Source organism: Mastigocladopsis repens PCC 10914, assembly GCF_000315565.1.
In the GTDB taxonomy this organism is placed as follows: Bacteria; Cyanobacteriota; Cyanobacteriia; order Cyanobacteriales; family Nostocaceae; genus Mastigocladopsis; species Mastigocladopsis repens.
In genome coordinates, this window is sequence record NZ_JH992901.1 from 164,024 (window position 1) to 177,458 (window position 13,435).

At 49.3% G+C, this 13,435-nt stretch carries 12 protein-coding genes and 1 pseudogene; 7 read left to right on the forward strand and 6 right to left on the reverse strand.

Annotated elements, in window-relative coordinates:
* Nucleotides 1-24 precede the first annotated feature (24 nt).
* The 4 genes from MAS10914_RS0102745 to MAS10914_RS0102760 form a co-directional block, all read right to left on the reverse strand.
* Nucleotides 25-606, reverse strand: a complete 582-nt coding sequence (locus tag MAS10914_RS0102745; RefSeq protein WP_017314370.1) for a CPBP family intramembrane glutamic endopeptidase — start codon at nucleotides 604-606, stop codon at nucleotides 25-27.
* Between the two features lie 34 nt (nucleotides 607-640).
* On the reverse strand, nucleotides 641-1,729 hold the full coding sequence (locus MAS10914_RS0102750) for a DUF3326 domain-containing protein (RefSeq protein WP_017314371.1): 1,089 nt from the start codon (nucleotides 1,727-1,729) through the stop codon (nucleotides 641-643).
* Between the two features lie 118 nt (nucleotides 1,730-1,847).
* A complete protein-coding gene (locus MAS10914_RS34855; protein ID WP_017314372.1) occupies nucleotides 1,848-2,024 on the reverse strand; it encodes a hypothetical protein in 177 nt (58 codons plus the stop codon).
* Nucleotides 2,025-2,083: 59 nt separating this feature from the next.
* The gene (locus MAS10914_RS0102760) at nucleotides 2,084-2,398 is read right to left on the reverse strand and encodes a 2Fe-2S iron-sulfur cluster-binding protein (RefSeq protein ID WP_017314373.1); all 315 of its coding nucleotides are present in this window, start codon (nucleotides 2,396-2,398) and stop codon (nucleotides 2,084-2,086) included.
* A gap of 288 nt (nucleotides 2,399-2,686) precedes the next feature.
* Here MAS10914_RS0102760 and acnB point away from each other — a divergent pair, with 288 nt between their 5' ends.
* The 6 genes and pseudogenes from acnB (at nucleotide 2,687) to MAS10914_RS29450 (ending at nucleotide 10,217) form a co-directional block, all read left to right on the forward strand.
* Nucleotides 2,687-5,338: a bifunctional aconitate hydratase 2/2-methylisocitrate dehydratase gene (acnB, locus tag MAS10914_RS0102765; protein WP_017314374.1), complete on the forward strand. Its 2,652-nt coding sequence runs from the start codon at nucleotides 2,687-2,689 to the stop codon at nucleotides 5,336-5,338.
* A 143-nt stretch (nucleotides 5,339-5,481) separates the two neighbouring features.
* Nucleotides 5,482-5,895 (forward strand): annotated as a pseudogene (locus MAS10914_RS29435) (transposase); the annotation flags it as partial.
* Nucleotides 5,896-6,490: 595 nt separating this feature from the next.
* On the forward strand, nucleotides 6,491-7,354 hold the full coding sequence (locus MAS10914_RS29440; RefSeq protein ID WP_198014955.1) for a transglutaminase domain-containing protein: 864 nt from the start codon (nucleotides 6,491-6,493) through the stop codon (nucleotides 7,352-7,354).
* Nucleotides 7,341-7,607 carry an acyl carrier protein gene (locus MAS10914_RS0102785; RefSeq protein WP_017314378.1) on the forward strand — a complete coding sequence of 89 codons (267 nt, stop codon included), beginning with the start codon at nucleotides 7,341-7,343 and terminating at the stop codon, nucleotides 7,605-7,607. Before MAS10914_RS29440 ends, MAS10914_RS0102785 begins: the two co-directional genes overlap by 14 nt.
* Nucleotide 7,608: 1 nt before the next feature.
* Nucleotides 7,609-9,102: a class I adenylate-forming enzyme family protein gene (locus MAS10914_RS31960; protein WP_017314379.1), complete on the forward strand. Its 1,494-nt coding sequence runs from the start codon at nucleotides 7,609-7,611 to the stop codon at nucleotides 9,100-9,102.
* A gap of 14 nt (nucleotides 9,103-9,116) precedes the next feature.
* Nucleotides 9,117-10,217 (forward strand): LLM class flavin-dependent oxidoreductase, encoded by a 1,101-nt coding sequence (locus MAS10914_RS29450; protein ID WP_017314380.1) that lies wholly within the window; start codon nucleotides 9,117-9,119, stop codon nucleotides 10,215-10,217.
* 240 nt (nucleotides 10,218-10,457) lie between these two features.
* On the opposite strand, the gene MAS10914_RS0102800 is transcribed toward MAS10914_RS29450, so the two are convergent.
* Together MAS10914_RS0102800 and MAS10914_RS0102805 are read right to left on the reverse strand one after the other, a co-directional pair.
* Nucleotides 10,458-11,006, reverse strand: a complete 549-nt coding sequence (locus MAS10914_RS0102800) for a cytochrome c (RefSeq protein ID WP_017314381.1) — start codon at nucleotides 11,004-11,006, stop codon at nucleotides 10,458-10,460.
* A 414-nt stretch (nucleotides 11,007-11,420) separates the two neighbouring features.
* On the reverse strand, nucleotides 11,421-12,557 hold the full coding sequence (locus MAS10914_RS0102805) for a cob(I)yrinic acid a,c-diamide adenosyltransferase (protein ID WP_017314382.1): 1,137 nt from the start codon (nucleotides 12,555-12,557) through the stop codon (nucleotides 11,421-11,423).
* A 247-nt stretch (nucleotides 12,558-12,804) separates the two neighbouring features.
* Here MAS10914_RS0102805 and fraC point away from each other — a divergent pair, with 247 nt between their 5' ends.
* On the forward strand, nucleotides 12,805-13,359 hold the full coding sequence (gene fraC / locus MAS10914_RS0102810; protein ID WP_017314383.1) for a filament integrity protein FraC: 555 nt from the start codon (nucleotides 12,805-12,807) through the stop codon (nucleotides 13,357-13,359).
* Nucleotides 13,360-13,435: the final 76 nt, after the last annotated feature.

Below are 13,435 nucleotides of genomic sequence, written 5' to 3' on the forward strand. Positions count from 1 at the left end.
AGCCGTGGGAGTGTCAACTCTTTGTTAAGATTGCCAAATTTTCCATAAATAGCTAGAAATCAAATTAGTCATGATATGAGCAACAATCGGCACCAATAAGTTACCACTGAGGAGCGCCCCATAACCCAGAAATAATCCGACAACGCTTGCCCAAATGACATAGGGCCATTGTTGGGTATCACTGAGGTGTAATATACCAAAACAAAGACTTGAGAAGATGACAGCTACATGGTCGTATCCAAAGGCTGGTAGCATCACACCCCGAAATAACAATTCTTCACTTAATCCTGGTAGTAACCCTAGCCATATCAAGTCGGGCATTGCCAAGGGCTTTAGCACCATTTCTAAGTAATAATCGGCACTTCTACGGTAAGGAAGCCACAAGCGATAAGCTATGCCACTCAAGAGAGTGATGCATAAACCTAACAAGACTCCCCAAAGCAACTCTCTTTCGTGCCAGCGCCAAGACATTAAGGAAATGTTACCCAATTGCAACCACACCTTGGCGATTATCCATAAAAGAATTGCAGTCACTCCCATCGCCACTAGCACCTGGGTACGTGTCAAATAGGGAACTTCTGGCTCTTGCTTGTGCTGTTGTGCCACGGGAGTTTACCTGAGGAGTGGGGGAGTTGGCGACTTAATGTAGAGACGTGCCATGGCATGTCTCTACAATTAATGATTGCAAAGGAAATATATTTGGGCTAAGGGCAGATGGGTTAATGCCTGCTTTGAGGGCGGCTAATACACCTACAGCCTCTAAATATGTGTTTACCTGTACTGATTTTATCCCTAAAGGTTGGGGTCGAACATCTACCTGAGTCTGATTTTCCTCCACCGTAATAATTTGGCATCGCCTATTCTCACTTAAACTCAGTAAGGCGCTACTGCCACAAGCGGTTGCGGGTACAATCACCGCATCAACTTGATTAGCCCAAATATCGCCAGATTGGGACAATTCATCAGACGCCCTAATAAACTGGGGTGCGCGGCTCAAACCAACAAGCACACTGGATAAAAAAGTATAGCCCAATTCTTCGGCAGCAGAACGGGGAGATAAATTTGGATCTAGAGGTGGGGGACAGAAGGCGGGGGAATGGGCGCAAGGAATTTGAAAAGTTCGTACAATCAAATGGCTGATCACGGCTTCTGCACCAGCGATGGGATCGACTCCTTTACCTTGGCGATAGTTTTGCTCTGCCTCTTCATCAACAGTATCAGGAAAACGCGCAACGATTGCGATCGCCTCCGCCCCCGCCCTTTTAATTAAGACTTGGGCCGCCCGTAGTAAACTATCCGGGTTGCCTATGGTTCCCCAACTTGCGCCAGATGCTGATGTCCGTAATTCTACATTTAACGGTGCATCACTTATGACGTAATCTGTTATGGATAATCCCAGAGTTGCTCTAGCTGCATCCGTTGCTTGCAGGTGTCGCAGCCGTAATTCTGGTTCAATTCCTTGGTCAAAAAGCAAACCTATCCGATTTTGATGCACTGGACGCAAACCCCAGCATCCAGCGGCAAATTTGTCAAGCCCGTAACCTTCAACGTAGAAAGTATTGGGTAGGTTCCAGTATAAGCTAGCACCATTGAGGACATTGGGGTGGGTAATTAGGCGATCGCAAACCTGTGAAGCAGCTTTTGCAACAGGCAATGCATCTCCTGCATAGCCTCCAATCGCTGCTCCAACACCGGTAGGTACAATTAAGATAGCGGTATATGGACGCACAAAGAAATTAGAAACTTAGGTAGTTGGTAGTTGGTAGTTGGTAGTTGGTAGTTGGTAGTTGGTAGTTGTTTTTTTTACTATCCACTATCCACTATCTACTAAGACTCACTATTTGCTATTAGCTTTCTGTAGTGACAACAGCTTCAATAGTGCATGCTTGCTGTTCAACATCCACAGAGGTAATTGCCCAACGTAGGGGTTCTCCCTGTTTTTTCAATTCTGCTTCAATGACTTTTTGTAGTTCCGTGGGAGTTTCTTGTAGGTCAATTTCTGCGGTGATAAAATGGGTTGTCATTTTTTTACTCCTAACTCATGTAGAGACGCGCCATAGATGCACAATGACGCGTCTCTACATTATTTACCAAATTGCAACTGATAAACTATTTCTTCTTTTTCTGTTTCAATTTTCAAATCTGAACGAGGATAGGCAACGCAAAGCAAGACATAGCCCTGTTGTTGAAGTTGTGGACTCACGCCCATACCATCACTTTGATCCACACTTCCGGAGAGAATTTGGGCAGCGCAAGTCGTACAAACACCAGCATGACAGGAACTCGGTAACTCTAAACCAGCTGCATCAGCAACTGATAGGATGGTTTGATTTTCAGGAACTTGCAAAGTATGAGTTTTGCCTTGGTGGTTAATCTCAACGGTGTAAGTTTCGGGCATATACAAGAGCAGCGCTATGCAACGGATAAGTCAAATATCTTATCTTATAAATAGGTAGACAACACAATAAACAACCGCAAGCAATCATAGCTATTTTGAAAGAGCTTGACTAGCGAGGGCGCTATCCAGTGATAATTATAAGTCCTTGCCAGACAAAAAACTTAAACTAGGGAGGCTTCTCGCCTGTTGATCTCACCTGTCGCCATTTCTCAGGGAGAACTCCTGTAACGTTGGGAAGTCATTGTAAACACAGATAAATTTTTGACCAAAATCATTTTGGAGAGCAGAATGCTGGAATCATACCGCAGTCACGTTGCCGAAAGAGCCGCACTAGGAATTCCTCCCTTGCCATTGGATGCAAATCAAACATCACAATTGTGCGAATTACTGAAAAATCCCCCTACAGGTGAAGAGGATACATTACTGGAATTGTTACGCGATCGCGTTTCCCCTGGAGTCGATCCCGCAGCTTACGTCAAAGCTGGGTTTCTCACCGCGATTGCCAAAGAGGAAATCACCAGCCCCCTCATTTCACCTATCGAAGCCGTGCAAATGCTGGGCACAATGGTGGGTGGCTACAACGTACAATCATTAATCGAACTGCTGCAAACTCCCACCGTATCCCTATCATCATCTTCTGAAGTGCCTCTGGTGATGGGGGGACAAGGAAAGGAACCCATGGCAGCATACGCCGCCAATGCCTTAAGCAAAACGTTGCTGGTGTATGACGCCTTCCATGATATCTTGAAATTATCTAAAACCGATCCCTTCGCCAAGCGTGTGATAGATTCTTGGGCAGAAGCTGAGTGGTTCACCATTCGTCCGGTTATACCAGAATTCATCAATGTCACTGTCTTCAAAGTTCCTGGTGAGACGAATACCGATGACTTATCCCCTGCAACCCACGCCACCACACGCCCGGATATTCCTTTACACGCCTTGGCGATGCTGGAAACCAAAATGCCTGGTGCGCTGCAAACGATTGCCGAGTTGAAGAAAAAAGGGTATCCCCTGGCTTACGTGGGAGATGTGGTGGGTACTGGTTCCTCCCGCAAGTCGGCAATTAACTCAGTGTTATGGCACATTGGACATGATATTCCTTATGTACCCAACAAGCGGGCGGGCGGATATATTTTAGGCGGTACTATTGCGCCTATCTTCTTCAACACCGCCGAAGATGCTGGTGCTTTGCCTATCCAGTGCGATGTTACCAAGATGGAAACCGGCATGGTGATCACCATCTACCCCTACAGAGGGGAAATTACCAATGAAGCTGGGGAAGTGATTTCCACCTTCACCCTGAAACCTGACACCATCCTAGATGAAGTCCGCGCCGGAGGACGCATTCCATTACTCATAGGACGCACCCTCACTGATAAAACTCGCCAAGCACTGGGTTTAGAACCTAGCACCGTCTTTACCCGTCCCCAGCAATCCGCTGATACAGGCAAAGGCTACACCTTAGCACAGAAAATGGTGGGGAAAGCTTGCGGTTTACCTGGTGTGCGTCCCGGTACATCTTGCGAACCAATCATCACAACAGTTGGTTCTCAGGATACCACAGGACCGATGACTCGCGATGAATTGAAAGAACTTGCTTGTCTGGGTTTCAGTGCAGACTTGGTGATGCAAAGTTTCTGCCACACCGCAGCCTATCCCAAACCAGTTGATATCAAACTTCACCACGAACTACCTGACTTTTTCGCCTCTCGCGGCGGTGTCGCTTTGCGTCCTGGTGATGGTATCATCCACTCTTGGTTAAACCGGATGCTGCTACCCGATACGGTGGGAACTGGTGGCGACTCCCACACCCGCTTTCCCTTGGGCATTTCCTTCCCCGCTGGTTCTGGGTTGGTGGCGTTTGCGGCGGCGTTGGGTGTCATGCCTTTGGATATGCCAGAATCTGTTTTGGTACGGTTCAAAGGTGAATTGCAACCCGGTGTTACCCTGCGGGATATTGTGAATGCCATTCCCTACGTGGCAATTCAAAAAGGTTTGCTGACGGTAGAGAAGCAAAACAAGAAAAATGTCTTCGCTGGGCGGATCATGGAAATAGAAGGTTTGCCAGATTTGAAAGTTGAGCAAGCTTTTGAACTCACCGACGCTACCGCCGAACGTTCTTGTGCAGGTTGCACCATCAAGCTGAGTGTTGAGACAGTTTCCGAATATCTGCGTTCCAACGTGGTGCTGTTGAAGAACATGGTAGCACGCGGCTATCAAGATGCCCGTACCATCATGCGTCGCGTTGCCAAAATGGAAGAGTGGTTAGCAAACCCCGTGCTTTTGGAAGCGGATGCAGACGCAGAATACGCAGAAATTCTCGAAATTGATTTGAACGAAATCAAAGAACCTATTGTTGCTGCTCCCAATGACCCCGATAATGTCAAGTTATTATCGGAAGTTGCTAACGATCCAGTACAAGAAGTTTTTCTCGGTTCTTGTATGACGAATATTGGTCATTATCGCGCCACTGCTAAGGTGTTGGAAGGCGCAGGTGCAGTGAAGACACGCTTGTGGATTTCTCCGCCAACTCGCATGGATGAACACCAACTCAAACAAGAAGGTGTATATGACATTTTTAATACTGCTCATGCGCGGACAGAAATGCCTGGTTGCAGTTTGTGCATGGGGAATCAAGCGCGAGTTGCTGATGGTACAACGGTGTTTTCTACTTCTACCCGCAACTTCAACAACCGCATGGGTAAAGATGCGCGAGTTTATCTCGGTTCCGCTGAATTAGCAGCAGTTTGTGCGCTGTTAGGAAGGATTCCCACTGTGCAGGAATATCTGGACATTGTGGCGAATAAGATTCATCCTTTTGCTGATAATTTGTATCGGTATTTAAACTTTGATCAAATTGCTGGTTTTGAGGATGAAGGAAGAGTGATTTCGTTGGAAGAGATGCCCATAATTGAGGATAAAGAAGAATGCTTGAGTTGAAATCGTTGTAGGAGAAAAGATACAAGCGATTTAGTAGCGTTTTTGGGAAAATGCTACTAAATTGCTCCCAAAACAAAACCTGAAACCCTTAATTTAAGGTATAATGCTTTAGCGGCATAGCTTTTACGTCAAAGTAACACCCTATGAAAGAGACAACCCCCGCAAGTATGCCTCCGTGTTTTGAGAAATGGTGTCAACAGTTTGATAAAGCATTTACTCATAAAGCCCAAAAAAGAGGGTTTAGGCATTATTTAGAAGGATTATTGGGGGAAAGCGAGAAAAACTTATCTCAAATGGCTTTTAACGCTATAGGAGTAGAATACCATCGATTACACCACTTTTTAATTGAAGCGCCGTGGTCTGATTCTCAGATCAATGAGCTTCGATTAGAGATCATGAACAAGTGTAGTCAAACCAGGATTAGTCGCGAATTTAGCTTGATAATTGATGATTCTGGTCACAGAAAAAGTGGTAATTTTACTGATGGAGTAGGAAGACAATACATCGGAGAAATCGGTAAAACAGATAATGGCATAGTAGTTGTAACAACTCATTTACAGCGCTTCTCATCTGAATGAAGTACTAATTCATCTGTGTCCATTTGTACGCCAGTCGCCACAACGGGGGGAACCCCCCGTTCGCGCAGCGTGTCCGTAAGGACTCAGGGCTTAGTTTGCAAAGGAGGAAACCCTCCTTGCAACTTCTCTCCGCAAGGCGCTGGCTCGTCCATCTGTGGTTCATTATTTCTTTGTGTACCTCACCCAATTGCAAACCGCTGTATAAAGCTAGTTTGGGCTTTATTTGGGCTTAATTTTTGTTTAAGTCCCGTTAAGGAGGCGAAAATTGGGTGAATCCTTTAGTAAGGCGTCTTTCTGCTCTAAACAGAGAAAATGAACCAGCAGGATGGACGTTTAGAAAAGCTCCCGCTAGATAATCGCCTCAAGCAGGTGGTTGATCTGACGAACATTCCCCAACCGTGGGTATTATCCATTGATCGAGCAATTTAGGAGTTTTCCAATGAATTCATTGACGACAGTAGCGCAGCTCGCTCCTGCTCTTGCACGGTTTAGGTGTATGCCGCCACAGTGGGCCACATACCATACAAGCCCTGAGTCAGCGTCTAGGATGCTCCGGTGTACGCCCGAGGATGTGGTGCAGCTGACAGAATATGGCTTGACCAGCATGCACACCCAGGAAGGCCTGCGTTTCGACTACTTCGACGTAATGAATGTCGGCCGCTTCTCCAACACTGGTGTGACGGTTCCAGAGCTTAATGCGCTCGCTCTCTTGCGGTTCTCTCGCCAGTCAAGGTCGACATGGCTTGGATCGCAACAGTGGGCCTTAACGGTCCGTCTCCCGGAAGATGACCGAACTGGAAAATACAAGGTTCGCCTTCCAGACTTTGAAAGTTCCGGGATCACCTACGTCGGCGGGTTACTACCATGGCCGATAGACGGTCGTATTGAACTGTCTAGCAGCTATGCTGTAAGTGTTGAGATAGAGGGCGTCTACGACCCTATTCGGGACCCAGTTGTGCACGACATCTACGAAGACATCTTTCAACACCTGCGTTCAGGGGCGGTCATTTATCAGGCTATCAGTGAGCCGCTGCGCACGGAGCACGAGCAGGCGTGGCAGTTGGGCATGGCTGATTGCATGGTGACTAGCCGGGTGTTAGCGGATCGCTTACGCGCTGCAGGTGTGCAATCCCGTGCCCGACGTGGCTTCATTCTGGGCTTGGTGGGCAGTGAACACGCTTGGTGCGAAGTATACGAGGATAGCCGATGGAAGTCCCTGGACGTGACGCTCGCCGCAATGCCAACCGGGTTGTCTGGCGGATCGCGACTGCCGTCTCATGATGAATTCTCATCTCACTGCTTGGGTAGTCGGTTCAACCGCTGCCTGCCCTGTGTTGCAGAGGACGCATCAGCACTCATGTACGATGATCGAGGCCAACCACTTCCGATGATTGGTGTAGTCAGCGCGACTAAGGAGCGACGTCATGATGCTGCCTGATCATGAGCGTGCGTTCTACATCGATGAGGCTTGTCGTCTCCTAGCAGACGCCTTAGACACGCCCGAACTCGCCGCGCAAGTTGACGACAAGATGACGTTCCTGGATGCAGGGATCAACTCGGGGGAAATCATCCGGTTGCTGTATCTATGCGAAGCGTACCTTGGCATCGAGATCGATGATGACGAAATGTTCGCCATCACCTCGCTGCAAGCGCTCGCCGCCATGTTGCACCGTTACCGTACTGGAGGATGATATGTGGCTTGAGCAGCTCCTCACCCGAGGCACACAGCGCGCGCCCGACCAAATCTGTCTGCGCGATCTTCGCCGAGACGTCACGTGGCGTCAACTCTACCGCGAAGCGCGCGCGCTGGCCAGCGTCCTTCAATCCCTGACTGGTCGGATGGACCGTGTTCTTCTGCTTAGTGGCAATCGCGTTGAAACCATCATGACGTACTTCGCCGGTGCGCTAACAGGAGTAATTGTTGTACCGCTGAACCCAGCGTTGACCGATTCGGAACTGACCTACATCATCGACGCGGTGTCCCCAGCGGCGGTGGTTGCCGACACGACGGGCCGGGCTAGATTGGTCGAGCTGAACCGTTCGGTGAACACGGTGCCGATCGAGTCCGTCACCGAACTCCCCGACCGACCGGGAAACGCGCGCGGCCCAGCCCGTATGACCGACCCGGTTGTGATGTTCCACACCTCCGCCACGACGGGACGGCCCAAAGGCGTCGTCATGGATCAGCGTTACTTGCAGCTCCAGGCGCTGTCCTGGGCGGCAGAGACCCGCGTCGCGCCCGGCGCGGTGTACCTCAACGCGGCCCCGCTGTTTCACGGCAGTGTCGTCATCGCCTTCAATTACCTGGCCGCGCTCGGCGTGGTAGGCATCCTCGACGCGTACACACCGCGCGCGCTCATCAATGCCGTCGAGCGTTGGCGGGTGGAGTGTAGTATGCTCGTGCCCGCGATGATTGCGTTGCTGTTGCAAGACCGCAAAGCTGGCACCTTGAAAAACAGTTCGCTGCGGTCCCTAATCAGCGGCGGTGCGCCCTTGCCCGAGCACCTGGCCAATCAAGCCCGCGATGTCCTGGGCACACCGCTACGCACCATCTTCGGGATCACCGAGGGGGGGGTCGCGCTGCATAAGTGGCCGGAGGACGGTCGCACGAACGCCGGGCATGACGGCGGTATCTGCGCTGGGCGGCCCATGCCCGGCTATTCGGTCCGCATCGTCGGCGACCACGCTGAGCCGACACGCCCGGACGAGATCGGCTTGATCCAAGTCGCCTGTGACAGCCTGATGCAGGGCTACTGGAAGAACGACGGGGCGACCGCCGAGATCATGCACGACGGCTGGCTCACCACCGGTGACTTGGGCTACCAGGACGCTGACGGCTTCGTATGGGTGGTTGATCGACGCGTCGATATGATCGTGCGCGGCGGTCAGAATGTCTATCCCGCAGAGATCGAGCGAGTGCTCCTACAATCATCCCAAGTCAGCCAAGTGGCCGTAGTGGGGGCGCCCTCGGACACGTGGGGACAGACGCCTGTCGCCTTCATCGAAAGCAGAGGTCGAGAACTCGACACGTCAGAACTGTTGGCGCTGTGCGCCGCAGAATTGGCTAGTTACAAACGCCCTAGTCGTTTTGTCCTCGTCGACCACCTTCCACGGAATGCGATAGGCAAGGTGCTGCGTATGGAACTGCGACGTCGCGCAGCCTCTCTGGACCACCCGAACAGATAGTCCACGTAAACACTATGACCATGTCCCGGATTCTCCACGGTCCAGCTCCGTTCAAGCTCGCCGTGTTCGGTGCCAATATCGCCGGCGGAACTAACCTCACGTACGCCGCGGGCCCGCCATCGGTGACCTGGGACGAGAGCCTGCGCATCGCGCAGGCCGCAGACACCGCCGGATTTGACGCGCTCATTCCTGTTGCACGCTGGAAAAACATGGGCGCGTCAGACCAACCAGATCGGCACCGAACGTTTGAGACGTTCACCTGGGCTGCAGGTCTTGCGGCCGTCACCCGTAACCTCGACCTGTTCGCCACTGTTCATGTGCCGATGACCCACCCGCTCACCGCAGCCAAGATGGCGGCCACGGTGGACCACATCGCCGGCGGCCGCTTCGGCCTTAACGTCGTGGCCGGTTGGAACGCACTCGAGTTCGCCATGTTCGGACTCGAGCAAGAAGAGCACGACGAACGGTACGCACGGGCTGACGAGTGGATGACTTTCGTCCAGCAGGCGTGGGCTAATGACCACCCGTTCGACTTCGACGGTCGCTTCTACTCAGGGCGGGCGGTCTTCTCGCAACCGCCGCCGCTTGCCGCGCCGGCGCCGGTCGTAATGAGCGCTGGAGGCAGCCCCGCTGGCCGTTCCTTCGCCGCCAAACACGCTAACATTAACTTCATCATTCTCCCAGAGCAGCCACTCATCGCCCCAACCGTGCAAGCGCTCAAAAGCGATGCATACCACAGTACCGGCCGTAACATCCTCGTATTCGGGGCCGTACACATCGTCTGTAGCGACACCGAGGCTGAGGCACGCGCTCTCTACCATTACGCGGTTCACGAGCAAGGTGACTGGCAGGCGGCAGCCACTGCGCTCAGCCTCCTCGTGCCAAACTCGCAGAGCGCTGACTATGATCGAGCGGGCATGGGCGCCGCAATCATTGGAGGATTCTTCGCGACGCCCCTCGTCGGCACCCCGGAACAAGTGGTCCAAAGCATGTCCGACATCGCCGCAGCGGGGGTTGATGGAGTCGCCGTGTCTTGGATCGACTACGAAGAAGGAATCTCCCGCTACGCACGCGATTTGTATCCGCTGATGGTCGAAGCTGGCCTCCGTGTGTAGTCATTAGCGCTCTTCCTTTATTAGAAATTCGACCAAAACCCATAGATTACTGCCCCAGTCATCTTGTTTTTACAACCAAAACAGGGCAACCAATCAATAACGACATCATTAAAAACGTTTGGAATTGTATGTCCTACAAGCGTCGCAACGAAGAAAAAACATAAGGACAAGAGTCCTTGTTTTCGTCCAAGAGGACTAAAGTCCTCACTACAAATTTATTAACTCATCCCCCAGTCCTCTTCACTGGGAGTTTTCCCACTCCGGGGTGAGGCGACGAAAGTTAAAGTCAACAGCACTGGGATGACAGCTGACACAGCTGCCAATCTGCACAGGTTGGGGTAGCTTGACTCTGGGATGCAAAGCTTTGAAATACCGAGAGCTATTGACGCGATATGGTGTTTGCTCGTCTTGTAGTTGGAGACGGGAGAAAGCTGCAAGATACTTCCATACTAAAATACGTGGAGGATCGACCAAACGTTTTAACTGTGCGCCGTAATGTTGGGTGTCTTCTAAAAGATTTTTCCAAGTTTGGGTAGGCAAAACCGCCGGTGGTAAGGCAATGTGACAACTAGAGCAGTTTTCTAGGTACAATTGTTGTCCCAGCTGGTATTGTGCAGGCACTACGTCAATGGTTCCTACCTCAGAGGTAGGAGTGGCACCTTGGGCATGAGTTGCCAAGGCTAACAGCCATCCCATAGCTAGACTCCAAGCCAAAATGACTAAAAGCAAACCGATGGGCTTTCGCTTTAGTTTTTGGTTACGAGATTTGCGCGGAAAAATATTTGACATTCGTCACACTCACAAACTTTGCATAATATCGCGTTTGCACATCTTATGACATAGATAGCGTTTGTCTTGTTTTTTGAATGTTTGTCAATGAAGTCTTATTTGCGTTTGCTGGTGAAAACAGTGGTGAACATCATCAGGAAGCCGCCTATGATAATAGCGATCGCCACTCCCCCTGTAATTAAGTCAAGTGTATTGTTATCCATAAAATGACAAAACAAATGAAAAGAACTCAGAATACACAACTCAGAACTCAGAATAACCCTATGCCATAAAATCAGAGGTTTCAACAAGGAAATGTTTTATTCTCAAAGAATTTTATCTACTTGTCAGCTAGATCAACTTTTCACCCAGTTGGGCAAAATTCCTTGTGAGTTCTCAGTTGTGAGTTCTTTGTCATTTTGACTCATCACTCATTTAAAAATCTACCCCTTGCTTGAGTTCTACACCATGATTGGCATAGTGCTTGTGGCAATAAACCTCAGAGTGAACGCTAGCCAAGTCAAAGTATGCTGGCTGATTTTGGCAGCGACCAGTGATAATAACTTCGGTATCGCGGGATTTGCGAAGTAAAACTTGAACAATCGGTTCTACTGGTAGTAGTTCCAAGTCCACTGTGGGATTCAGCTCATCTAGGATAATAGTCTTATACAATCCGGAGGCGATCGCAGTTTTAGCAATTTCCCACCCGCGTTCGGCTTCTACATAGTCCAATTCGTGACGGGAGTTGCGCCAGACAATGGCATCTCGACCACAGCGTTGATGGTCTACCACCTCTGGATATGACTGTTGCAAAGCAGCTATAGCAGCATCTTCAGTGTAGCCAGTGCCACCTTTGAGCCACTGCATAATCAACACGCGAGTAGACCCCGGATGATTGATTCCCCTACCAATCGCTTTTAACGCCTTGCCCAAGGCACTCGTAGACTTGCCTTTCCCAGCACCAGTGTAAATTTCAATACCTTGTATTCCCTGTGCTTTTGCTGTTGGGTGGACATGGGGTTTCATTTCTGAGTGTAAATCCGCGATATCAAGCAACTGTTGTGGTGCTGCGCGTCCTGTCGCAATGATTTCTAACTCCTGGGGTTTAGATTTGAGTGTCCGCACCACTTCATCCACTCCAAGTAAGCCTAAATCTAAAACTGGGTTAATTTCATCCAATACGACAACTGAATACAAACCTGAAGCGATCGCACCTTTAGCCACATCCCAGCCTCGCGCCGCCTCAGCCCTGTCATAAGGTGTAATTTCGTCTGATCCAAAATATTCTGCTCTACCAGTGCGAACTTGGTCAATGAGATGGGGAAAACCTCGTTGCAACGCGGCAATTGCCCCATCTTCGTCATAATCCCGTTCTGGTCCTTTTAAAAACCGCAACAGCAAAACACGGTTAGAATTGTTAGCAGTATTTATCCCCAAACCAATAGAGCGCAAAACGACTCCTAAAGCTGCTTGTGACTTGCCTTTCCCTGCGCCATCATAAACGTGAATTTGACCAATTAGCCGTGAGGGGCGCAATTGCGCCGTGCGAATACCGATGCCGTTCCTTGTCATATGAATGAAAGCTGTAACGTGGCAGTCTTTCATCTTACCCAAGGTTTTGTCAGATTGCGTGTGGGGTGTGGGGTGTGGGGTGTAGCAACTCTTCACACTCCACACTATCTCAGGTCAGCAGATGTATGAAGAAAAGCAACATAAGGAATACTGGGTAAAAGACCCGAAGAATGAGATAATTTCCCCCATCATGCCCAGTAGTGCGGCTATACTCTCTTAAGTCACACCTTAGCGCGATTACTTGTTTATGTTTGAAATCCCTGAACTTCCACTTCCCCGAGTTTTTCCTATTGGAGCAATTTTGTTTAATTTTTTATTTTTATTAGTAGCAATTCCTATAGAAGCATATGTCTTACATACAAGGCTAAAATTTGACAAAAAGACCAGTGCGTTTTATGCCATCTCTATTAATCTCTTTTCCAACGTCATCGGTTGGATAACATTTTTCTTTATACAGCCTACATTGCCAGTCCAAATAAATTCTGAGTTAATTAATTTTATTTTCTTCAATCGCTTACAATCGCCCAATATACAAACATTAGTCATTTTTACGGCTTTTATAATTTTCTTCGGAACTTTTTTAGTGAAGTATCTCCTCTTGAAAATTTTGTTGCTATCACTTGTTGACTTAGGAAAAGCAGCACCGGAACCAGAATCTCAAGCAGTTACACGACGTAATTCGCGTCGTGCTTCTAGGAGTAAATGGCAGAATACAAATGTAGTGACTACTATACTCATAGCTAATGCACTTAGCTATAGTTTGATAGCGGTTCTTTTATTTATTCGCTCAGTTAACACGTAGAAAAATATCTGCTGTGATTGAGTTGTTGATTTCAATAATAAAGATGATTAATGTCAATCAGATTTAGTGATAATTC